16 protein-coding genes and 1 pseudogene are annotated in these 24,790 nt (G+C 40.8%); 9 read left to right on the plus strand and 8 right to left on the minus strand.

Annotation, left to right across the window (positions count from 1 at the left end; translation table 11 throughout):
* Positions 1-91: 91 nt before the first annotated feature.
* Positions 92-1,093: an ABC transporter substrate-binding protein gene (locus ACR5KR_RS18310; protein WP_448270255.1), complete on the minus strand. Its 1,002-nt coding sequence runs from the start codon at positions 1,091-1,093 to the stop codon at positions 92-94.
* A 45-nt stretch (positions 1,094-1,138) separates the two neighbouring features.
* Positions 1,139-1,398 (minus strand): annotated as a pseudogene (locus ACR5KR_RS18315) (Hsp20/alpha crystallin family protein); the annotation flags it as partial.
* A gap of 487 nt (positions 1,399-1,885) precedes the next feature.
* On the opposite strand from ACR5KR_RS18315, the gene ACR5KR_RS18320 reads away from it, so the two are divergent.
* The 3 genes from ACR5KR_RS18320 (at position 1,886) to ACR5KR_RS18330 (ending at position 5,821) form a co-directional block, all read left to right on the plus strand.
* Positions 1,886-3,331: an MFS transporter gene (locus ACR5KR_RS18320; RefSeq protein WP_448267462.1), complete on the plus strand. Its 1,446-nt coding sequence runs from the start codon at positions 1,886-1,888 to the stop codon at positions 3,329-3,331.
* 200 nt (positions 3,332-3,531) lie between these two features.
* Complete coding sequence (locus tag ACR5KR_RS18325; RefSeq protein WP_448267463.1) at positions 3,532-4,335, plus strand: phytanoyl-CoA dioxygenase family protein; 804 nt, start codon at positions 3,532-3,534, stop codon at positions 4,333-4,335.
* A gap of 223 nt (positions 4,336-4,558) precedes the next feature.
* Positions 4,559-5,821: a glycosyltransferase family 4 protein gene (locus ACR5KR_RS18330; RefSeq protein ID WP_445631103.1), complete on the plus strand. Its 1,263-nt coding sequence runs from the start codon at positions 4,559-4,561 to the stop codon at positions 5,819-5,821.
* A gap of 317 nt (positions 5,822-6,138) precedes the next feature.
* On the opposite strand, the gene ACR5KR_RS18335 is transcribed toward ACR5KR_RS18330, so the two are convergent.
* The 5 genes from ACR5KR_RS18335 to ACR5KR_RS18355 form a co-directional block, all read right to left on the minus strand.
* Positions 6,139-7,191, minus strand: a complete 1,053-nt coding sequence (locus tag ACR5KR_RS18335; RefSeq protein WP_448267465.1) for a D-alanine--D-alanine ligase family protein — start codon at positions 7,189-7,191, stop codon at positions 6,139-6,141.
* Positions 7,192-7,466: 275 nt separating this feature from the next.
* Entirely contained in the window at positions 7,467-8,864 is a 1,398-nt protein-coding gene (locus ACR5KR_RS18340) for an ATP-grasp domain-containing protein (protein ID WP_448267467.1), read from the minus strand.
* A gap of 59 nt (positions 8,865-8,923) precedes the next feature.
* Positions 8,924-9,757, minus strand: a complete 834-nt coding sequence (locus tag ACR5KR_RS18345; RefSeq protein WP_448267468.1) for an O-methyltransferase — start codon at positions 9,755-9,757, stop codon at positions 8,924-8,926.
* 104 nt (positions 9,758-9,861) lie between these two features.
* Positions 9,862-11,091 carry a sedoheptulose 7-phosphate cyclase gene (locus tag ACR5KR_RS18350; protein WP_448267469.1) on the minus strand — a complete coding sequence of 410 codons (1,230 nt, stop codon included), beginning with the start codon at positions 11,089-11,091 and terminating at the stop codon, positions 9,862-9,864.
* A 330-nt stretch (positions 11,092-11,421) separates the two neighbouring features.
* Entirely contained in the window at positions 11,422-11,574 is a 153-nt protein-coding gene (locus ACR5KR_RS18355; protein WP_448267470.1) for a hypothetical protein, read from the minus strand.
* A gap of 920 nt (positions 11,575-12,494) precedes the next feature.
* Between ACR5KR_RS18355 and ACR5KR_RS18360 the strand changes: the two genes are divergently transcribed.
* The 3 genes from ACR5KR_RS18360 (at position 12,495) to ACR5KR_RS18370 (ending at position 16,521) form a co-directional block, all read left to right on the plus strand.
* Positions 12,495-12,698, plus strand: a complete 204-nt coding sequence (locus tag ACR5KR_RS18360) for a hypothetical protein (RefSeq protein WP_448267471.1) — start codon at positions 12,495-12,497, stop codon at positions 12,696-12,698.
* An 843-nt stretch (positions 12,699-13,541) separates the two neighbouring features.
* Entirely contained in the window at positions 13,542-14,033 is a 492-nt protein-coding gene (locus ACR5KR_RS18365; protein ID WP_445631098.1) for a hypothetical protein, read from the plus strand.
* A 1,405-nt stretch (positions 14,034-15,438) separates the two neighbouring features.
* Positions 15,439-16,521, plus strand: a complete 1,083-nt coding sequence (locus ACR5KR_RS18370; RefSeq protein WP_445631097.1) for a response regulator — start codon at positions 15,439-15,441, stop codon at positions 16,519-16,521.
* A gap of 482 nt (positions 16,522-17,003) precedes the next feature.
* Here ACR5KR_RS18370 and ACR5KR_RS18375 read toward each other — a convergent pair whose 3' ends face one another.
* Positions 17,004-19,589, minus strand: coding sequence for a GAF domain-containing protein (locus tag ACR5KR_RS18375; RefSeq protein ID WP_448267473.1), 2,586 nt, complete (start codon positions 19,587-19,589; stop codon positions 17,004-17,006).
* A 668-nt stretch (positions 19,590-20,257) separates the two neighbouring features.
* Between ACR5KR_RS18375 and ACR5KR_RS18380 the strand changes: the two genes are divergently transcribed.
* The 3 genes from ACR5KR_RS18380 to ACR5KR_RS18390 all read left to right on the plus strand — a co-directional run bounded on the left by ACR5KR_RS18380 (position 20,258) and on the right by ACR5KR_RS18390 (position 24,586).
* The gene (locus tag ACR5KR_RS18380; RefSeq protein ID WP_448267474.1) at positions 20,258-21,151 is read left to right on the plus strand and encodes a hypothetical protein; all 894 of its coding nucleotides are present in this window, start codon (positions 20,258-20,260) and stop codon (positions 21,149-21,151) included.
* A 12-nt stretch (positions 21,152-21,163) separates the two neighbouring features.
* On the plus strand, positions 21,164-22,141 hold the full coding sequence (locus tag ACR5KR_RS18385; RefSeq protein ID WP_448267475.1) for an SDR family NAD(P)-dependent oxidoreductase: 978 nt from the start codon (positions 21,164-21,166) through the stop codon (positions 22,139-22,141).
* Positions 22,142-22,246: 105 nt separating this feature from the next.
* Complete coding sequence (locus tag ACR5KR_RS18390; protein ID WP_448267476.1) at positions 22,247-24,586, plus strand: cation:proton antiporter domain-containing protein; 2,340 nt, start codon at positions 22,247-22,249, stop codon at positions 24,584-24,586.
* Positions 24,587-24,790: the final 204 nt, after the last annotated feature.

A 24,790-nucleotide genomic window follows, 5' to 3' on the forward strand; every position in this document is an offset into this window, starting at 1 on the left:
CTAAAATCCGGCAACATATTCAAACCCCGAAACCCAAACAATATCTGACTTTCTTAATTACGAATTACGAATTACGAATTACAAATTGGTATTAGTATGCTTCATCTACGAAATCCTTCGCATTGGTAACATCGAAGAGTCTGTCCTTGAGAATAATCCTCGGAGGAATTTTCTTGCCAGCAAAATACTTTTCCATTGTGGCGAAAACAAGTGGGCCAAAACGCGGGTTCGATTCGACACTGACACCAAGCTCACCACGGATAATCGCCTCAAGCGCGGCTTTCTGACCATCGATTGAACCAACCATCACATCCTTACCAGGCTTCATACCTGCGGATTTGAGAGCTTGGATAGCACCCAATGCCATTTCGTCGTTGTGAGCATACACTGCGGTAATGTCGGCACCCTTGGCCTGAATGATGTTTTCCATTACCCGTTGGGCCGCAGCCCGTGAGAAATCCGCCGTCTGCGTGGCGATGATTTTCATGTTGGGATAACTAGCGATCGCATTACGAAATCCCTTAGCCCGATCGATTGCAACCGATGAACCCGCTGTTCCTGTGAGTTCCACGATGGATGCCTTACCGTTGGTCGCTTGGGCTAGCCATTCACCAACGCGGCGGCCTTGGGCGATAAAATCCGACCCCAGAAAGCTGACGAAATGTTCGCCTGGTCTTCCTGCTGCTTCACGGTCGATGAGAAAAACTGGTATTTTTGCTGCTCTGGCTGCTTCGAGGGCGGGCGTAAGACCCTCATACTCACGTGGTGCAAGAAATATAACATCAACTTGTCGTGCGATTAGATCCTCAATGTCGGCAAATTGCTTCGATGTCTGCCCTTGGGCATCTGTCATCAGAAAATCATAAGTTTTCTGACGCTTGGCGGCCTCCTCCTTAATGCTGTTTGTTTCGGCAATGCGCCACGGCCCAATGTTCTCCGTTTGCGAAAATCCGACAATTTTTTTTGTTTTTTCGCGTATACAGCCAGACAGCGAGAAAGCCGAAACAACGATCGCAACGTAGGCACTAAATACCAACAACTTTGGCATATAAGCTCCGATATCTGAGTATCCAAAACAGGTTTTCTTCTTCATCGGCTTTGTTGTATGAAACAAAAAAAGACACTCTAACTCCCAGAATACTTTTACAACCTTGTTCTTCTCAGATTTAGCCTTGAGCAGCGTCAGCTTGAGAATGCCATCTTTGTATTTTGCTTGAACCTGTTCATTCTAAACGTGGATAAGTAGCAAAATTACGTGCTAAAACCTGCCATAGCGGAATTCAGTGCGGGTCATGCCTTTTTCTTCCGTTTTGACTTCTAATTTATGCTTTTATGCTCACCCGCGATCGATACTGCTTCTGCGGATACCTGCATCTTAAAACCCGGTTTTTCCAGACCGTTGAGGTAGTATTGCTATCTCACTTCGCAAATCGGGTATATCAACTCTTAAAATAAAAACAAAATACCCGATAAGTATACAGAAGACCTCTTGGCATTTGTGCTTTTTGTACTCTTGGGGAAAAGGGTAAAGGTTAAAGGGAAAAGGTTAAAGGGAAAGGAAAAATTCTATTCCTTTACCCCTTCCCTTTTCCCCTTCTTGGAACCCCACCTTCCCCTTTTCCCGACAAATGCCAAGAAGTCTAGACTATTCCTGCGGTTTCAATCAAGAAACCAGAGATAAACTGCCATCTGTAAACTTGAAAACGATTTTCAGCACATCAATGACAATAATTTTAGGCACAAAAGATAACAAACAGTCAATATATACATTTCAATTGTTGACTGCAACTCTTTTTGGTGTTAGACACAGCTTAAAAGCCTAAACTTAGTATAGTACATGTGTATGATACGTAAATTCTAAATTATTTTCTTAAATACTAGATTTATGGATTCTTCTCAAATTGAAACAGGTGCGCCTCTTTCTATAGAAATTGCTCAGATTGCTTCACCATCAACAACACTCTCTCCTAGCTCAACACTCAGCCCTCGTATTCCTAAAGATGCTGTTCGCACCAGTTTGAGTGCTTCTACTATCGATGGTATTTTCGCAGCACTTTTCTCTATTGGTACTGGTGGAATTTTGCTAGGTAATTTCTTGGTAGGGTTAGATGCCAGTCCAGTGGTATTTGGTATGGTGAGTTCTATCCCGATGCTGGTAAATCTCTTTCAGCCGATGGGTGCTTATTTGTCTGAACGCAGCACTAGCCGTTTTCAGTATTCGCTTCGCACTCATGGGATTGGTCGGCTACTATGGCTGATTTTAGTAATTGGCATTTTTAGCTTTAGTTGGGGAGGGCTTAATTCCAACCAATTAGTGATATTGTCGCTTTTGATTCTCGTATGCAGCCATTTTTTAGGAGGACTAGGAGCCGCATCTTGGTTGAGTTGGATAGCAATGTTGGTTCCACGGCAATTACGAGGTAGATATTTCGGGCTACGCAATAGCCTTGCTAACTTAACCGAGTTGGTCGGTTTGCCAATAGCCGGTCTAGCCGTATCACATTGGTATGGGGGAGCTATTCAAGGTTATGGGGTGGTTTTGCTCTTAGGCATTATCTTTGGAATTGTAAGCTTGGGGTGTCAGTATTTTCAGGTTGATATAAACCCTCAACTACAAAATACTTATTATGCTAACTCATCTCAAACCAGTGAGATTCAGTTGGACTCGGCACCAAATGAACTTGGTGAAATATCTGAACCAATCTCTGTGCCGCAAATGCCAACTCCTGAAAATCAGATAGATAACAGCATTTGGAAAAACTCTAATTTTTTGGTGTTTCTACTTTATTTCGGCTCATGGACATTTGCTGTTAATCTAAGTGCCCCGTTTTTTAACCTCTACTTGCTAGACACATTGAACTTGGATGTGAGTTGGGTAACTTTCTACAACAGTCTGCGAGCAGGAGCACACATGCTAATGCTGATCGTCTGGGGTAGATTAGCAGATAAAATAGGCAATCGTCCGATTCTAATTTCTAATGGAATTCTCATTGCAATCATACCCTGGCTGTGGCTAAAGATGGGTTCTAGTCCTCTCGATCTCTGGCTATGGTTGCCGCTGTTACACATTTTTATTGGAGCTAATTGGGGAGGAGTTGACTTGTGTAACAACAATCTTCAGATAGAGATTGCACCAGTGAAAAATCAGTCTATATATTTTGCGATCGCAGCAGCTGTTGCTGGAGCAAGTGGTGCTTTAGGAGCAACTATTGGTGGCTTCATCGCTCAATTTGCTGGGTCTTTTGGCATAGCAGAAGTATTTATTGTATCTGGTGTATTACGATTAGCTTCACTTGTGCCACTCATTGTTAAAAAAGACTTAGGTAGTTAGGATGAAATTTCTTTGTTGCAAATATGAAAACAAAAAGTTGTACTTAACTTGGAGATTTATCCACCTATAGGAAGAACTGCTAACTTCTATCTTTACTTTACAGTAATAAAGATTTATAACTTAGTGACTAAGTTAATGTCAGTAAAGCAGATTCTATAAATCTGTTATTACATAAATCTGACTTTATTCGTTTTTTCGTAATGCTTAAGGTAGACAGATCAAAAATTACCACCCAACAAGTTGAAGCTTTCGAGCGAGACGGTGTTATCTGCGTCAAAAATGTTTTGGATGACATCTGGGTAGAACGGATGCGAACAGCCGTTGATAAGAATGTATTAATCCCCGGCCCTTTAGAAGTTAAGGGCATCCCCAAATCAGAAGGTCATGTGGAACATAGCAGTAGCTTATGGCTCACTGATGCTGATTTTCGTGCTTTGGCTTTTGAATCTCCGCTAGCAACGCTCGCCGCTCAAGTCTTGAAATCAGAAAAACTCAACTTTTTGACTGACGGTTTCTTTGTTAAAAAGCCGAAAACAAACAGCCGTGTTGGGTGGCATAACGACCTACCTTACTGGCCTATACAAGGCTGGCAGTGTTGTAAAATTTGGCTGGCTTTAGATAGTGTCAACCAAGAAAATGGTCGATTAGAGTATATCAAAGCCTCTCATCGATGGGGCAAAGAGTTACGTGAAGGATCAAACCCCTCCTGGTTTGTAGAGCCAGAACCGCAGGAAATTTTATCTTGGGATATGGAGCCTGGAGATTGCTTGGTTCATCATTTTCTGACAATTCATCATTCAGCAACCAACATATCAACCACACAACGACGTGCGGTAGTCACAAATTGGACTGGCGATGATATTACTTATTATCACCGCCCGAAAGCATGGCCTTTCAGACCGATTGAAGAAATTGATTTGCCAGAATTGAATTCATTCAAAACCAAAAAACCTGGCGAGCCGATAGACTGCGATATATTTCCGAGAGTTGAACCGCATTACTAATTGGTACAAATGAATAATTCGATCGAGTTAGAAAATAATTTGTACTAGGGACTTGCAAAAAATAAATTATCCCAAATTATTTATAGATTTGTAGGGGCGCAAGGTCTTGCGCCTCTACGACGGGATATTTTTTTAACTGAAAATCCTCTAATATTCAATTATCTACCGATTGTGTTTAGGTAGCCTTAAACTTTCTGTAAGTGAATAAATAGTTAAATAAACAATGATTAAGCCTCTATTAGTTAATACCTACGATCCCAAGGGAGGGGCGGGAGCTGCTCGTGCTGCTTATTGGCTACATCAGGAACTACTGAGGTTAGAAATTGATTCTCAGATGCTAATTCAAGATAAAAGAATAGCTGACTCTACTGTGGTCAGTTCTCCCAATAAGGTAGCGGAAACAATCTGGAAAGCTCGGCCGCTTTTAAATGATTTACCACTAAATATTTATAGAAATAGGCAACGTAACCCGACATTTTTCCGGCTGCAATGGCTCCCTAATACAGTTACATCGCAAATTGCTAGACTTAATCCAGACATCATTAACTTGCATTGGATATGTGACGGATTTATACCAATTGAAGCACTGGCAAAATTCAATAAGCCGATTGTTTGGACATTTCATGATATGTGGGCATTCACAGGTGGATGTTGCTATTCTCTAGGATGCGATCGCTATACAAAATCTTGTGGAAATTGCCCTCAACTCAATAGCAAGCAAAGCTGGGATTTATCTCGCTGGGTTTGGCAGCGTAAAATTAAAGCATGGCAAAATCTCAAGCTGACTATTGTCACTCCTAGTAATTGGCTTGCTGAATGTGCTAAATCCAGTTCACTATTTTCAAATAGTGACATCAGAGTTATTCCCAACGGATTAGATATCAACACTTATAAACCGACGGAGCGTCAAATAGCCAGAAAGTTACTTAACCTCCCACAAAATAAGCAACTACTTCTATTTGGAGCAATTAATGGAACTGGCAATCCCAGAAAAGGATTTGAACTATTGCAATCAGCGTTGCAAAAACTCAGTCAGTCTGAGTGGAAAGAGCAGATTGAATTAATTGTTTTTGGTTCATCTCAACCTCAAGAGGCAGTTGATTTAGGTTTTAAGGTACACTACTTAGGCAAAGTTGACGATCGAAATAAGCTCGCACTTCTCTACTCATCTGCGGATGTCATGATTGTGCCATCGATTGAGGATAATTTGCCACTGACTGCTTGTGAATCCCTGTCCTGCGGCACACCTGTGGTTTCTTTTGATTCAACGGGACTCAAAGATATAGTTGAACATCAAAAAAATGGATATCGAGCGCAATGTTTTAGTTGTGATGACTTAGCAAATGGGATTATCTGGGTAATAGAAGACAAAGAACGGCATCAAAAACTTGGCGCGAACGCTCGTGAAAAAGCCGAACAAGAGTATCCGAGCGAGCTACAAGCATATCGTTACTTATCCCTCTTTGAGGAAATGCTTACGCATTAATTTAACAACCACTGACTAGGAATTAAAAACCTTTTAAAAGCGTTGCCCTACAGTCATTTGGGTATCCTATGGCGGGCGTTGGCAAAGCGATCGCAATCTCAACCGACTTTTAATTAACGTGAGTTCGATGAACCTCTCCCTCCCAACCTCCCTCTCCCACGGGGAAAGGGAGGAGCAACGAGAAATTAGGGTTTTGGCTCCCCCTCTCCGTGTCCAAAAAGGGTTGGGGGAGAGGTCAAAAAAGGGCTTGTCGAACTCACGTTAATTAGCGATCGCTCTCCTACCCACTACAAGCAGAAAAATTTATACCGAGAAATTCACGAGCAATTCTGCAATACCTTTTGATTACTGCCCAACGTTTCATTGATAGCCGTGATTAATAACTCATCTAAAGGGATTCCCACTGCTTTCGCCATAGAGGAAATCACACTTTTGGGGGCAAAAGAACAATACAATCCAGCTTCTAAAAACCAAGGTTGTCCCTTTGGGTCGATGCGGAAGTCAAATAAACTGTAGTGGCGACAACCCAAAGCCTGATGACACTTCTTAGCCACTTGCTGAACCTTTTGGGTCATCGGGTCGTTCGGGTCTACAATCCAAGACTTTTTATTATCTTTAGCAGCGAAACCCAAGTTGCCATCCTCTGTTTGTTGGAGTTTATCAGCATGGCTGCGGATGGGTTTGGAGTGGGGGTCTAACAGATACTCTTCAAGGGGTAAACCCACTAGTTCTCCGTCTTTGACAATGATGCCGCATCTAACTTCTCGACCGAGTTCGATGAATTCTTCTACAATCACCTCTGAAGCATATTCAAATGCTTGCTTAAGAGCAGTGTCATAGTCAGTAGCCTCTTTGACTAAAGCCATCCCTAAAGAGTTATCGGAACTTACGGGTTTAACGATCGCTGGAGGTGTAATTGTCGGAACATCTCCTTGGCGAAGCAGTTCTCCACGAGGCACTTTTACCCCTGCGGCTTCCACAATTGCTTTGGTTCTGCCTTTGTGCGCCGTTATTGCCATGATATCTGGAGTATTGCCGATGTAAGGGATCTTCAGCAAGTCGAATAAAGCCCGGTATTCAGTCATTCCAGGGATACAAAACATTTGTGGTAACACGAGGTCAATGTTTTGTGCTGTTAGAAACTGTATGGCATCAGCCAGAGTCATCGGTTTAGTATCAGCAATATCTTCAGGGCTAAGGGAGGGAGGAAATCGCCATTGGCGATCGGGTGTGATATATGCAATCTGAAATTCATAGTGCGATCGATCTGCCGTTGCCGCGAGACAGTCTTGAGCATAAAGGCGTGACAAATCACAGTAAAAATCGTTGTATGCAGACCCAACTAAATGAAGGATACGAAGTACTGGCATGATTTATCTTCCTATGTAGTATTAGAATTTATATAGCGGTTCTCAGTTGAGTGGGCCATGAGAACCCCTCTTTGTAAGCAAGGCTACGGTCTATACACATCTTGGTAATGAAACCCAAACCCTGGATTTACCCCCCTTAATCCCCCCTTGCCAAGGGGGGAAATAATCCGGTTCTCCCCCTTGGCAAGGGGGAGTTAGAGGGGGTGGTATGTACACCGTATGCAAGCGAGGAAGGGGCTATGATGTACTGAATTCTTCTTTAATTTACAAATTATTTAATCGCCACCTAATTCCACCAGTTTGCCAATGTTGAAGTCTATTTTTACCCATCCTTTGAGTTGTTGGAGATTCTTCAGCAAAAGTAAGGGAATCTGCCAATGATGCAAAGTCAAAAATGGTATAGGGTCATCAAGACTGTAAATAGCATCAGTGCCCCGCACTAGAGTATTAACCGATGTTTGCAATTGTTTCCAAGAACGAATACCAGTTAGTCGCCAGATTTCGTGATATAGGAAGTAAGTCGGCTTGCTACTTGCTAGGGGTTCCAGAGGTGCAGCTAGGGGAGTTTTACCAAGATAAGCATCTGCAACACCGGGGTGATTGTAGAACATTGTAATTGCCGAATGGGTACGGGGATTGCATTCAATGGCATAAACTGTACCGTCTTCAGCTTGGATAAAGTCGAAAGAAACTTGCCCAGTCAGTGCCAAACTCTTGACGAAGTGTTGCACCCATTGACGGATTTGGAGATTTTCGACGTTTTCGTAGTTGATTTGAAACGCAGAAGAGTTTGAACAGCAATGCAATCTTAATTCCCCATCCCGCACTGTACTATGTGTGCATAATTCCTTACCAGGAATAAACTCTTGCATAATCCAAGGTTTTTCGGGACTGATGGGTAAACTGTTGACAAAGGCTGCTGTCTCTTCTGGGGTGTCGCAGGGAAGTTTGGTTAAATTTAAGCGGCGAACCGAGTCGTAATCAATACTTTTAAGAATATATTTGCGGGTTTCTTGACTAAAATCGAAATTGATAACTTGTTGAGGATCTGTGATTTTAAACGATTTGGGGACAGATAAACCAAGCGATCGCGCCCGATCGGTAAAGGCAAATTTATCATCCAACATTTTGGTTATATCTGGATCGAAGTGAAAAACTTCGCAGTATTCTGATAATACAGGCTTTGCTAAAGAGTCATAATAGCTAGCTACAGGACTGCATACAGGTACATAAACGTCAACCTTTTCTTGCTTGACGATTTCTACTAGCGCCTGGATATAGCCTTCTGGGTCTGATTGCGGAGCCGGAACTGTATAAAAACGACTTACCGCTTTTGAGAATCTATGACCAGACAACCAGTATTTGTGACCTTCAATCAAAATAACTCTGTGTCCTGCGGCATGGAAAGAGCGGGCAAGTTGCAATGCTTTAGTCATCTTGGCTCCACTTACCAAGATAGTTTGAGGATGAGCAGCTACAACAGCTTTTTTCGGAAACGGCGAACGCACAATGCCCCACAGCAAAGATATCAATACTATCAAAGCATTGAACGGCAAGGCTATTAGTAATAATGTCAGAGTACCGAGAGTTTTGAATAGAGCTACTACCTTAACCCGAACACCTGTTGATGACGTTGGGGATTCAGGCAGAGATAAAGAAATTGATTGTGCCATAAGTCTTTCCTTTGTGTTTATTGTAGAGACGTTGCATTGCAACATCTCTACAAACTTTGTTACACCACGCGTCTAATTAGCGTTATCCCATCCCGGATGGGTAATAGAACTTGCTCGACACGAGGATCGGCGGCGACAACGCGGTTGAACTGAGCGATCGCTTCACCGTTGGCGGTGCGTTGTTCGGGTGGTAGGTAAACTTGTCCCTGCAACAAAGTGTTATCCACACAGATTAAACCGTCGGGAGTCAGTAAGTTACTATCCAACACGATCTGGAAGTAATCTACATACTCTTTTTTATCGGCATCAATGAAGATCAGATCGAATACTTCTTTTCTAGCAGCCAGCTTATGGAGTGTTTCTAAAGCAGGTGCTACTTCCACAACGATTTTGTTGCCGTGGGGAGACTCACTAAAGCAAGCTTGAGCAAATTCAGCAACATAAGGATCTACTTCGCAACCGATAAGTTGCCCATCACTTGGTAATGCTTCTGCCATTGCTAAAGCTGAATACCCTGTGAACATTCCTACTTCTAGAATGCGCTTTGCTTTGGTGATATGAACAAACATTTTCAATGTCTGTCCTTCCAGATGTCCTGAGAGCATTTCTTGCTCTAATTGACGCACTGTTTCACCATCACTGAAGCGTTTGCTCCAGTCTTCAATGCTTGTTTTTTGCGCTAATGCTGTTAATGCACTCGATTCCGGGGTAGTGTAATCATCCAAGTAGGGATCTAAACCCGCCGCTAATTGAACTCCCTGCCGTAAAGAATCTAATATTTCTACGGGAATGTTCTTCTCTTGGGCTAATTTGAGGGTTTGCTGTAGCTGGGCTACTAAGATACTGTGTGGCGTTATCGGTCTAGCTGTTTCTCGCCCTAAAACACTCGTCACGTCGCTTCGCTCCGAATTCAAAATTCAAAATTCAAAATTCAAAATTAATGATCCCCGTAAATAAATTTAGGGGCTTGTATCATGAGTCGTTTTTGGTCATATCTTCACACCCCTACTAGCTTGCCTTTTTGACTTTCAATGTATGCGTCAACCCCTTCTCCGCCACGAGGGTATTTAGCACAAAGACGTTTGTGTTCAGCTAAGGCAGCATCAAGTTCTTCACGAGTCAGATCGTTGGCAAAGAAGCACTCACCAATCGGACGAGGCATAGCTGCGCGTTGTTTGCCATCTCGTGTCAAGCTTATAGACTGAGTAGCATACCAGAGCAAATCCCCATCTAAAAGAGGATGATCGAGTGATAAACCGATACGACTCATCAAGTCTAGGATGCGATCGCGCTCTTGTGTGGAGATATAACCGCGTTGTGCTGCAATGGTTGCAGACAAAGCCATATCTATATTCACCGCATGACCATGATATAGAGGTATCTGAGGTGCTAATTCTAGGGTAGGACTCCAAGTGTGACCGTAGGCGATGACGCGATCGAGGTCTATTTCATGCAAGTTAGGAGTCTCTAACTCCAACATAGTTTTGATTGCTTCATAGTTGACTTTATGAGCAATCTCTTTAATTTCCGGTGTTGCATTCACATATCCAAAGTGAGTCGAAAGCAGTTCTTCGCCATATTTGTATAGCAGTTCAAAGACTTCAGAGTTAGAAACTACCGCAATTTTCACCAACTCTGCCATCCCATTGCGAACTTGAGCGGTTGGCAAGGTTTTCAAGAATGAGAAATCTAAGATTACTTTCAAAGGCGCATGATATGCTCCTAAGCGATTTTTTTCCTTACGATGATTAACTGCAACCTTAATTGCTACACCTGCATCGATTAAACCAATCAACGTGGTAGGAATGCGGATATAGTTGCTCTTGCGACGGTAAGCAGCACAAGCAAATCCAGCCACATCAGTAACTAGACCACCACCGACAACTAAGACTGGTTCTTTACGAACTAAGCCGAAGTTTGAAAAAGCGTCAACAATTTTTTCAAAGGTTGCCAGGGTTTTAGCCGGCTCTGTAATGATGATCGGAAATACCGTCAGTTCAATGTCATAGTGTCTAAAATATGACCTGATTTGATCGCCATAAAGTTCATTAACATTGGCATCAATTACAATCAGACAGCGACCAAATTTTGCGTAGCTATCTGCAATTTCTCGGTTTTCAATATCAAATGCACCGTTCACATAGACAAGACTAAAATCGATTTTTTCGTAACCTTCCACGTGAAACGCAGTTTCGGTAGCTTCAAATGATGCTTGAACTTTATTCATGTGTGTTGACCTGATTTCAATTACAAAATTGTGAGATTTCGGTAATAGTTGCGATTTACCCTCATGAATGCCAGCAAACAGCTATGCTTTTTACCTTTTCAGATAAAAGACAAGACAAAATTAGCTTTTTATTAAAAGCTAACGTTTATTACTGACTGGCAATGTTTTTAAACAACACTATTCATTTGAGTAAGTTCTGTAGATGGGTTAACCCTTAATTCGGTATTAACCACAAACAAGTCAATTAACCCCACTAGCAACATATTGGCATAATATTTGCCCGCTTATTCTGTGGATTATTGACTTTAGTTTTGGGAAATTCATCTGAATTCAGATTGATTCCACTATATCTAGATATAGTGGCTTTCCAACTGTACGATTCTGCAAAAATTCTAACCGAGATAACTGATTGTATCGTTGATCTCCCAACTTCAATTTGAGATTAGAACCCTGATTAATCGTTAGTTCGCTATTTGTTAGCATTAGTCTCAAACCTTATATTACTAAACTTGCTACATTCTATTTGCTTCATAATAACAGTGGACTTTTAGGAAGTTTACCTGAATTTTTCTTAACTCCACTATATTTGTCTCTAACAACTTCTCGATCGTTAGACTTTGCAAAACTCATATCTTAGTAAACTACTCATATTGTTTATCATTGTCTATCTCTAGGCTGACATTTGATATTACAGAAATGATTAATCCTCATCTCGCTGTTTTTTTGCATTAGTCTCAAACCATAAAATGGCTAAAAACAAAGATGACTCACTGCATTTTCTTCAAAAATCTCAGTACAGTAGCTCTTGAATAGGTAAACTTAGTACCCCGTAACCAACATACTTACCTCAGCAACTCCTGAAAATTCAGAATTTAAATGTATCTGAGTTCCTTGTAACAAAAGTTTAACTTTTTTAAGGAATACTTGTGTGTATTAAAGGTTTCTAAGTTTGCTGAAATTGCCTTCTTAGCCTCAAATTAAGCCTTTTCAGCTTAAACCAAAAAATAATTTACTAATTGGTACCTGAAAAGTACAACACAAATCATAACATTACAGTAATACAAATCATAACATCTGTAAATATATTTAAGTCAATCCACCATGCGAAGTGTACTAAATAACCAAATATTTACAATAAGTATGTCTCAAGATAGATACTTTATACAAAAATATATCTACAAAAACTATATCTAATATCGTGTCCGACTAAAGACTTATCATTTAGATCGCAGGGAGTAGGGGAAAAAGGCTTTTCGGATTTTTGCACAGATGCGGTAATCATAAATAATTAACCGGACTTGATATAACAGACATCTAGTGAATTTACAGCTATTTTCAGGTAAATAGACCACGCAGTAGGGGCGCAAGGACTTGCACTCCTGCGATAGGTGTGGTTCAAATACATGATTTCTGCTGTAATTATGGATTACGTTGCTCAAAATTCGTCGCTTTTGTCGGTTATAGATGCACGTACATACAATGTTTCACTTTTGCAGGCAGATTCACGGGTAAAAGCTCGCAATTTACCGAATGAACTCAACAGTACACTAATTCACATAGATAGTAAAATATTGCTACGATATGCGATCGCAAGTGGCGTAGTCTAAGACATTATGGAATAAACCTGTTTTGTCACTCTTGGAAAACAATAATCGAAGCAAGATTCTGAAACTTTGATTGAGTCAACCTTTGAGCCTCTATTTTCTAATAGTAACTATTTGTAGCCAAACTTGAAAATTCAAGCTCTGAAAGTCTTTCAGCGATTGGGTTCTCCCAAAGTGACAAAATAAAGATAAGTAGGTCGGCGTGAATATTTATAGTTGAGATGAGGCAGGATAGCGCCGGCGGCAAGCGAGTCCGCGAGCGTCGGCAGGTGGTCACTGTAGCGTAGTCATAAAGCCTGTGGCATAGCTACGCAAAGGGGCGCAGCCTCTCTAAAAGTTGTGAGGCAGAGGGCAAGAGGGAAGAGGGTTTGAGTCTATTTAATTTTTCTTAACATAGTTTTATTTTTCCACACCGCTCTACTTACACGCTGTTTTATATCATATCTGCGTTCAAAAATTACAATGTTACTGTTATGCTAGATAGCTGTCAAAGGAGGGAATGAGTGCGATCGCTTAGTTGCTTTACAAGAAAAAGTTAAGTATTTATAAATATTGGGATTGAGTTCATAATTAAAGGGCAACCTTAACATAAATAACTCTTAACCTAAGCGTATTGAGTTATGGATTTTAAAGAGTTGCTCAAGAGTTGTGCTTGAGTATTTATCGCAAAAAAATCTATTTAAATTGCTTTTTATAAAATCTTAAGATTTATTAACTTAGTTTAAAAAATCTTGGTATTGACTTCAGAATGTTAAGAGCGATCGCTTTGTAAAGGTTAGTTGATATTAGTTGTCAAATTGCTGGTGAAGTTAGAAACTAAAGAAATACAACACACGCAATTATTTTATGACTGCTATTTCTAACATTGAATTCAAACGGCCAATTTGGCAAACCGCGATCGTATTGACCTTGGGCTTTTGGCTCAGTGCTAGTCTAGTTTTAGACTGGGTAATTATGCCTAGCCTTTATCTTTCTGGGATGATGAGTCAAGCTGGTTTTACGACAGCAGGCTATACGATTTTTTGGAACTTCAATCGGATGGAATTATTATCGGCTGCTGTAGTGTTGACTGGGGCACTAGCTTTGAGCAAAACCCGATATCACTGGAGTATTGGCAGTATTGTTTTATCTGTGCTGCTGCTGACTATCGCTGTGCTTGACACCTATTTCTTAACTCCGCAGATGTGCGCTATAGGAATTCAACTCAACCTATTTGAAGCTGCTGCTGCTATTCCATCGACAATGAATTTACTACACGGTAGTTATTGGCTGCTGGAAATAGTGAAGCTGATAGCTGGTGGTACACTTTTAAGCTGGTGCTGGCGGGAGCAATTTTAAGAAGATGGAGAAAGTATAACGGTGAGAATGTCCACTTATAAATCTCACTCTGAAGACGCAAAGAAATTCTTTGCGTCTTTTTGCGACATATATCTTATGGGTTGATGAATGTGATGTTTACGACAAGCTACGCCTAAGCGTACAATTTTGTATTTATATTTGTGATTTTTCAAACTTAAGATTTTTCGGTTAAATTGCTACCAGACAATAATTCAGTTTTTTCTAAGTGTAATTCCATAAGCAAACATATAATTATCTTTTACTATACATTTTCAGCTTTCCCAGACATTTAAACAAATAAATATTTATAACAATTTTCTGGAAGATGATATTAATTAGTTTTCATGTTTACTTTACTGATTTATCATGAAGTTTAGATGTTTCTACTAATTTTTTTTGAAAATTATAGTAATCTAAGTTTTAGTGAGTATGTTACTTGTTATCTACCATCTAGCTGAAAGCAAGTATTTTGCATGGTATCTACTACTAATCAAGAATTTCCCTGTAAGTTCTTGAATTTGTCACTCCAATTTGTGCAGGGTGGCTATTTGGTTCACACAACATTAAAACCCGTTTCCAGTACTTATGAAGAGATTCCCTTCTGCTGATTTAGTCGCCTGCGCATCTCACCACACACCATCATGGCGGCAATTATCAGCAAACTCATTCTTGGGCCGAGGTTTACCATTATTGTTGTGCAAGCGATCGCTTTGCCAAATCCCAAGACTAAGAGTTGCTCTACAATCACAAACTTAAGTAAGATATTGAACTTTTGGAATGCTTAGTTTTGAATAATACTTTTTTGATTGTGAAGTTGCCCTCAAGAATAAACTTCTTGAAAAAGTACCCGACGACTTTCGTCACGGATATAAAAACATACTTCGTCAGCGCGGAATTAATGCTTATAAGTCTTGATGGAGAAACATTTACGTTTACATTACAGTAGATTTTGGTCACTCCAGACTTTAGGATTAGGGACAAAAAACTTTTGCAAGAGAATTCAAGTATCTATAATTTTAGGCGACAAAATACGGATAACAATGATACTTTTGTGACTGATGGGCGAGAGCCAATGGTCTTTGTGTGGCACTTGAGTTACTGTTAGATTGGCTAGATTAGCTAAAGATACAGAAAACCAATCTAATTTTTGAAATACTATATCCTGGCAACTAGTCGGGCAATTTTGCTATTGGTCAGTAGCATTAATTGGTTTAGTTGTAAGTTGTGGATTATAGCTTAACAGAGATTGGTGAATTAAGAGTAGGGGGGTGTGGAATCTCTGTACTAACTCAAATATGACCGCTATATTTATCTGAACAGTGCTTTCAACAAAGTCACGTGAATTCCAAAAAGGTAATTCACTAATTTTGCCTGCAAATGTTAATTTTATTTCAGAGCGATCGCAATGAAGACACTTCCAATTAGTAGATACAGATTTTTTCAAAAGCTCCAGCCCCTACCTTTGTTGAAAAAAATCACTGGTAAGTCGGTTACTGGTTGTTTACAAGTGTTTAGCACATCAGGCTCTTGGTCAATATATGTAGATGAGGGGAAACTAATTTATGCCAGCTACTCAGAGAAAATGTTTGAGCCGCTTTACCGAAATTTGCAACGTTTGAGTCAGCAAATTTCTACTCTTCCTGACGGAATCAAAGATCAGTTGCGGGCGATATTTGAAACTGGTATTGAAAATCAAGCGATACCGAACCCAGATTATCTGGCTATTTGTTGGTTAGTAAATCAGAAATATATCAGTTCTTCTCAAGCAGCAATGCTGATAGAGCAATTAGCCCTAGAAGTTATAGAGTCATTTCTAAATTTAGAGGAGGGAAGTTATGAATTTATTCCTGAGAGTTTTCTAGATGATATGCCAAAGTTTTGTCATCTAAATGTTCGTTTATTAGTTGAACGATGTTTAACGCCCCAAAATGAGGCGGTTTATCGTCAAACATCACCAAGTTATCAATCGGATACCTCACAATTTTTCCGAATAAATGAGCTACAATCTAAAGCCAAAACTACGCCAAAGTTGCCTAAAATACACGGCTCTAAACCAGCAGCTTACTCGATTAATACTAATGCACACAGGGGTCAGCAAATCATCCAACCGCCTGCTGACAGAAAAATCTACACAATCTTGTGTATTGATGACAATCCTACGGTATTGAATGCTATTAAAAGTTATTTAGATGAGCAAACCTTTTCTGTTATCGGAGTCACTGATTCCTTAAAAGCTCTAATGCAGATTATCCGTATAAAACCCGACATAATTTTGTTGGATATATCAATGCCTAATCTCGATGGATATGAACTCTGCTCTTTGCTGCGTAAACACTCATATTTTAAAAATACACCTGTGATTATGGTGTCAGAAAAAGTAGGATTTTTAGATAGAGCTAAAGCGAAGATGGTGAGAGCATCAGGCTATTTAACTAAGCCTTTTAAACAAGGAGATTTACTGAAAGTCATTTTTCAGCATATTGTTTAATTTCTTAATCTAGCAAGTCACTCTATTTAAACAGCCTATTGTTTTAGATATTTAAGGTTGAATATTATCTGCTTCACTATCATTATAATTATAGAATGTTTGATTTAGTTAAAGTTAATTAGTCATTTTTTTATAGAGTAAAATTAATCCAGCAGAATTCAGAATGGGCTGCGCCCCGCTGTGCTAACAGAATTCAGCAGTAAAACACGCTTTATACCTGGGTAACAGATTTAGGGACTTCCAAAGAAAAAAACATTCAATTTTTATTGTGGGGTGGGCGTCTCGCCCGCCCAATGGTTAGGGCGGACAAGATGTCCACCCTACAAGATTGAATAATTTATTTCTTGGTAATCCCTTAGCTGATGTACCTCGCCAACTTGAAATCTGCTACACAAGTTGTTAACAGTGACAAATAATCAGTTAATCTATATATTTTTTAAAATTGGTATTAGTTACAAGCCCTAATCGATAAGTCGGTGGAGTTATTTTTCCTGAAATGTCCAGACTCCTTCATCCCAATCTGATTCTGTTGGGGGTGATTGTAACCAATGCTGACAACGCAACAGATGCAACATAGCAGCTTTGTCCTGGCTGTCTGCTGCCAAAACTAGGGCAAATTCAGCTCTAGCACGGTTAAAATCGCGTTTGAGGTAATATTCGCGTCCTTTGTGATAATGCTCAATCACTTGCAATTTTTCGCTTTCAATTGGATTGGAACGCAAACCCAGTAATTCGTATATGGCTACTGGTTCGTTTCTACCCTTAACACGAATGTAATCTAGTTCCCTAGCCCAAATATTATCTTGGCAAGGTTTAAAAGTGTTATGGCTAATAATAATATCGCAACCGTACTGTTTACTAACACTTTCTAATCGAGAGCCAAGATTAACGCCATCACCAATGGCGGTAAATTCCATCCGTTTACTAGAGCCAATATTCCCACTAATCACGGTATCTGAGTTGATGCCAATACCGATTTTAATTCTAGGCTTATTATCTATATGGCGACGTTGATTAAATTCGTGTAAACGATCGCGCATTTCTAAGGATGTTTGTACTGCCATCCAAGCGTGTTCTTCTAATGGTAGAGGAGAACCAAATACAGCCATGATGGCATCGCCGATATATTTGTCAAGAGTACCTTTATGTTTAAAGACTGCCTCCACCATTGATTCAAAATATTCATTGAGCATACTCACCACTTCTTCTGCTTCTAAGTTTTCTGTTAATGTGGTGTAGCCGCGAATATCGGAAAATAAAATCGAAACTTCTTTGCGATCGCCTCCTAGTTTAGCGTCATCTAATTTCAGCAATTCTTCGGCTAATTCCTGGGTCATATAGCGGTACATCGTACTCTTGAGCCGCTTTTCATCACTGATGTCTTCCATCACTACCAGCGCCCCCCGGACTTGCTCTTGGTCGCTAGCATCGGCTATTGTGTTAATCGATAAATTGATACTATGTTGTTCTGTACCAGTGCTGATAAGTGTGCGATCCGGGTAATATTGTTGACGACCTTTTAAGTCAACTGCATGTAAAGCATCCTGATACCACTTGCTAAAGTCGCCTTCTTTGATGCCGATCGCGTCAGTAACTAATTTACCTTCTAAACGGTCTTCTGGCTCCAGTCCTAGCAAACGCTTGGCACTTTCATTGGCGGCGATAATTAACCCAGTTTTATCAGTGGAAACCACGCCATTGGAAAGACTACGCAGAATATCCCGTTGCATTTGTTCTTGTTGCTTGACTGTGGCAAACAACTGAGCATTTTGCAGCGCGACTCCCGCTTGAATATTAAAAGCTTCCATAAACTCTTCATCGTTGCGGTCAAAGCTAGCTTGGAAGCAGTCGGGAGCTTTGGGCCAATCAGCTGGATTATAAGGGGGAAAATCCCCGGATTTCTTTTTATTTACGAGTTGGGTAACACCAATCAGTTGTTGATCGGCATTAAATACTGGCATACAAAGCAAGCTACAAGTGCGATAGCCATTTTGCTGGTCTAGTTTTTGGGCTGTCTCTGAGTCAGGATCGTAGTACAAATCAAAGCCAATATTTAGCTTTTTGCCAGAAGCCGCGACTATCCCAGCAAAGCCTTTACCTACGGGGACTCGTAACTCTTTGGTTGAACCATCATCCTGAGTGATTTTCGTCCACAATTCATGGCGATCGTGGTCTATTAACCATAGTGTACTGCGATCGGCATTCATCAGTTCCTTGGCTTCATCCATCACCCGCTTCAGAGTGTCTTCTAAGTCAAGACTACTTTGAGAAAGTGACTTGATTGCCTTCATCAGCGCCGCTACTGCTCTTTGTTTTTGAGTCGCTACATAAAAAGAGCGTGAGGACTCTAAAATCAGACAAATCGAAGGAGCAAATTCTTGAAATAATTGTTCGTCAGCACGGCTAAAACCTCTGGTATCAATGCGCTCTGCAAGTGAAGCATCATAATTATTCTTAGATTTTAATTTATTCAGTAATTGCACTACTGCAACTAATTGCCCATGTTCATTTAAAAGTGGCAAAGCTAGCATGGTGTAGGTGCGATAGCCAGTTCTCTTTTCTTGTTCTTGGGCAAAATGCGATCGCGGATCGTTATAAAAATCAAAGGGAATATTGATAACTTTCTTGAAAGTGGCGACTTCACCACCAATACCTTTATTAGCGGGGATACGAATTTCTAAAGAGCGACCGCCCTCGCCCTCAGCTAAAATTGACCAAAGTTCTTGTTTTTCTTCATCCAATAAAAATATAGTCGTTCGGTCTGCCCCTAGTAATTCTCCAGTTTTTAAGGTAATCGAATGCAACATTTCTTGCAGAATGGTTTCAAACCCATGAGAATCGAGCATTGATAGGGTTTGATGGACAATCTGTAATTTTTGCTCGACATCCTTAACAACCTGTTTGAAAGTATCTTGAGTCAGGGGAGCAAGAAACGTAGAAAAAGTTCCTTGTCTTGTGGCAAGAGCACCCACAGGAGCAGAATTTGCTGTTAATTCGAGGTTTTCTTGGTTATTACCACCAATAATTAAATCGGTGGTTTCCCCATAACTTCCTTGATACGCTGGCATAACTGGTATTTTATCTAACAGAATGAGGTTTTAGATTTAACAATGAGATTAAATTTATGTAAGTGGTGTTAAAAGCAACAATTGCTTGACATTATCCATAGTTTAATCGCTTGTTTAGCCAGCGTCATCCTGTGAATAAACGCTCAAGTTGATTACCAACAAGCATGGCTTGACCAAAACCCCTTCCCACTGCCATCGGTAGGGGGTCAGACCCCTCATATAAACGAGAAAACAATATTTTCCACAGGCGAGAGATTGTTAGTGTAGCCTCATAATATTTTCCAGAAACAGACTAATGAGCATTGCTGTATCCGTAAGATATAGTCGATTTATCTGAGAATGGCTATTTTTTTCAGTAATTATACGTAAATATTTTCAGATTGACTGCGATCGCTTTCTGTTGCAGATATGTTAGCTGGAAAAAGAAGTGCTGAGTAAAAAATACTGAACCCGCAGATCCCCGACTTCTTTGAGAAGTCGGGGATCTTGTCGATCGCGAATGATTTAGGATTGCTATAGATATTAATTTTTATACAGATAAAGTTAATTAAAAATATTAAGCACAATAGCATTTCAGCCAAACATAAATATAAAATCAGATTCAATCTTTGGGTTTGACCCAAGATGTAACATTACCTCTATTGTTATAAATCCACAGGACTATTTTAATGAAAAAATTAAATACTCAAGTATTTTTAGGCTTGACAGGTGCATTTTTGGCAGTTGGATCTTCCAGTTTGCTAGCTAGAGAAATTCCCATACAGAGTACATCAAACCTCAGAAAGGATTTATTAGCGCAATTAGAAACTAATCCAAATGTCAATGAGTATTTGGAGAAAAATAAACTAGAAAGTTATAAGGCTCTGAAAAAACAGTTAGATGCAGCACTTGAGGATGCAAAAAGACCGACTGAAGATAAAGTAGTAAAAAATCTTTGGTCGTTGTCAAAAACTAATCCTCAAATCAAGTGGAGAGAAAATAATGGCAAAATTGAATATCTGATGGCCAGTTGGAAATATGTCAAAAACCCAAATGAAGACTGGAAAGTAGATACAAAAAAAAGCATAGAAGCACGGACTTGGTTAACAGCCGTTCCTCAAGTTAAGGAATTTTGTCAAAATTGTAAGGGAATCGGTATAAAGATTCCCGGTAATATTATGCTTTCTCTGAGGTTACAGCAGTATTTAGGCTTAATTTTAAATAGAAATTCAAATAAGACGCATTTTGTCGAAATGTGGGTGAAAGCTGAAGATTTAAGTAGACCATGTGTCGATCCAGAAATTAATGATTCTACTTGTAATGTTTTTAAGATTCCGATTCCTGCTAGTTATCCAATTTTGCAAGAGATATACACAACTTCTTATGCCGTTGCTAGTCAAGAACATTATCCTTGGACGGGTTTAGGTTACACCTATGATTGGGGAAATCCGAAAAAACCTCGTGAAGGAGCTAGTGAATTTCTGATCGACGGAACTAAAGAAAAACCCATAGAAGTAGAAGTTGTTTCAGTCACAGCGACGAAAGAATATTGTAATAATCAATATTTAACGCTAAAAGATTAGAAATGAGCGCTCATGAAACATCTTGAAGGTAAAGTGGCTTTAGTAACAGGTGCTACGCGGGGAATCGGTAGGGGAATTGCCATTGGCCTTGGTGAAGCAGGTGCAACTGTATATATCACGGGTCGCAGCCTGAACAACTCCTCCAGTGATGGGGTTTCAGGGAGTCTTAGTGAAACGAAATCAGCCATTGAGGAAGTCGGTGGTGTATGCATTCCCGTCCAAGTAGACCACAGCGACGATCGGCAGGTGCGTTTGCTTTTCGATCGCATTCAAGATGAGCAGAATGGCCAACTCGACCTACTGGTAAATAATGCTTACTCAGGAGTTCAGGCATTAAAAGACGCTCAGGGACAGCCTTTTTGGGATTCTGAACCAAGTCTTTGGGATGCTAGCAACAACGTTGGTCTTCGCAGCCACTATGTTGCAAGTGTTTTTGCAGCTCGGATGATGACTAAGCGTAAGTCTGGACTAATTTGTACTATTTCTTCCTGGGGTAGTATGTTTTATCTGTTTAATACAGTTTATGGTGTTGGCAAAGCAGCTTGCGATCGCCTTGCTGCTAATATGGCTGTTGAGTTAAAACCCTATAACGTCGCTTCTGTTTCAATTTGGCCGGGTATTGTCGGTACTGAGCTTTTTTCTCGTTTTGCTTCTGAAACGAACCAAACTAATGCTACTGACCTGAAAAACTCATTCTTGAGCGATCGCTACAACTGGGAAACTCCCTTATTTACTGGACGAGCGATCGCTGCACTTGCTAGTGAGCCAAATATAATCCGCCATACAGGACGCGTGCAGATTGTTGCCGAACTGGCTAAGAAATATAATCTTGTAGATGAAAATGGCGATCGGCCCGCATCCCTACGCTCTCTACGTTTTGTATTACCTGCTGCATTGCCTGTACTGAGAAAGTACTCATGGCTCATACCCGATATAAAAATGCCGTGGTCACTGCTGTTATTGAATGCCCTCAGTTCGCCTAAAATTTAATGGGTATTGGGCAATGCCCAATGCCCAATATCTAAACAAACTATCTTGGGATATATAAAACTTTGTATCCTGAATTAATAGGTCTTAATAGTTCTTTTAAAACTGGTGCAAGAAGATTTTCGGTTAATTGTTGATTTAGTTTTAGTTCTAGGTGTTGCAGCCTGTGGCGGACTATTAGCGGCACTTTTGCAACAACCCGTGCTGCTGGGGTATCTCATTGGTGGGATAGTCATTGGGCCAACGGGACTGGGATTGATTAAAGAACTAATTCAAGTGGAGACTCTGGCACAGTTCGGGGTCGCCTTTTTGTTATTCGCCTTGGGTGTAGAATTTTCCTTTGCGGAACTCAAGAAGGTAAAAGCGATCGCTCTTGGTGGAGGTGGACTCCAGATTGCTTTGACAATTTTGGTGACAGTTTTAGTCTGCGGGTTAAGCGGAGCTTGGGGAGCCTTACCTGCGAAGGGGATGTTTTTGGGGTGTATTCTGTCCCTGTCTTCCACAGCCGTTGTCCTTAAGTGCTTGATGGAGCGTAACGAAACAGAAACGCCCCACGGGCAAGTGATGCTAGGGATTTTGGTAGTCCAGGATTTGGCACTAGGACTGATGTTAGCAGTCTTACCAGCCCTCAACCAACCAGCAGAAACTATTGGCATTGCTGTCCTCACAGCGCTAGGTTCGATTGCTTTATTTGCTGCTGGGGCTGTAGCTGCGGGGATTTGGCTGATACCGCCTTTGTTGCAACTGCTAGCCCGTACCGAAAGTAAAGAATTATTTTTATTAGGGGTTGTAGCCCTGTGTTTAGGCATTGCCCTGTTGACAGAGCATTTGGGACTGTCTATTGAAATGGGGGCATTTGTCGCGGGTTTGATGATTTCTGAGGTAGAGTACGCCGACCAAACCCTGACTTATGTCGAACCACTGCGAGATATCTTTGCCAGTTTGTTTTTTGCTGCCATTGGGATGTTAATTGACCCAGTGTTTTTGTGGAACAACCTAGAATTAATTTTGGGGTTGGTGGCAATAGTTTTTGTCGGTAAATTTTTGATTATCACGCCCTTAGTAAAACTGTTCCGCTATCCTTTGAAAACAGCCATAATTGCCGGTTTGGGATTGGCGCAAATTGGAGAATTTTCCTTTGTTCTCGCTAGTGAAGGGCAGTCTTTGGGGCTGGTGTCTCGACAAATATACTTATTAATTTTGGGAACTACCGCTGTCACTCTGATGCTGACTCCTTTTGTACTGCGGTTAGTGCCATTTTTATTTAACTTTGCCGAATCAATGCCTTGGTTAAAACCGTATTTAGAAGAAGATGAGGTGCAGGATGTGTCGGAAGATTTGCCTCTCAAAGACCATGTGGTAGTTTGTGGCTATGGGCGAGTCGGCAAGAATTTGGTGAAGTTGTTGCAGCAACACGACCTACCTGTGCTAGTAATCGACCAATCGGAGAGGAGAATTCAGCAGTTACGCGAGGCTGGGGTGTCTTATGTCTATGGTAATTGCGTCAGTTTACACGTTTTGGAAACTGCCGGGGTGAATCATGCCAAAGGAATGGCGATCGCACTTCCAGATCCCATAAGTACTCGTCTTTGCTTGAAACGCGCTTTAGAATTGCGCCCAGAATTAGATTTGGTTGTCCGTGCTAACCAGGATAGAAATATTGAGGTGCTGTATCAATTGGGAGCCAGGGAAGTTGTACAACCAGAGTTTGAAGCCAGTTTAGAAATGGCAACCTATTTATTAACTGGCTTAGGCTTGTTGTCGCCGCCTGTAGTCCAACGAGAAATGCAGCAAATCCGCAACGATCATTATTTAGATTTGCGGCCAGAGCGTTCTGCAACTGAAGTTGCTCGTGATTTGCGCCAAGCCACCCGCGATTTAAATCAGCGTTGGTATCCTTTACCATCTAATTCGCCCTTAATTGGGATGAGCATAGAAGAAGCGGATATGCGCTACTTAACAGGAGCGAGTTTGATGGCAATTCGCCGCGCTAACGGCGAAGAAATCGATTATCCCAATAATCAAACCAAATTGGCAGAAGGCGATCGCTTGTTGGTGGTGGGAGCTAATGAAGAACTGGCAGCTTTGGCAGAATTCGCTAAGGGACAAGTGGCTGTTCCCGGAGAAAATAGTGCTTGTCAGTGGGTTACAGTCAATGCAGACGCGCCAACGCTAGGTAAAACCCTTGCAGATTTAGATATCGCCAAGCAATATGGAGTCCAAGTACAGGCGATCCGGCGAGATGGTAAGTTTATCCGCTATCCTGATGGCGGTTTGGATTTGCAAGTCGGCGACCAAGTATTGTTATGTGGTGGCTTGACAGGTTTGAGTCAACTACAACAGTTATTTGCGATCGCTAGTTCAGTACCCCTGTCTATCCCAGTGGTAAAAGCTGGTGAAGCAGAAGCGCTCAAAGACTTTCTACCTGTCGATAGTGTAACTGATTGAACTTTAAGACTCCACAAGCTAAGTGGCTCAATATAGCGATCGCGCCTTTGGGATGGTAGTGACTTGGCTCTGAAGGGGTGCTTTTTCATATTCTTTTAGGATAATACCCAGATCCAAGATGTTATCTCTGATGCGGAGATCGTCAGGGATTGAGTAATTTGCAGTTCAGTTTCGGTAACAATCCATCTGTAAGAGCTTAAGAGG

The organism is Nostoc sp. DSM 114159, assembly GCF_053470285.1.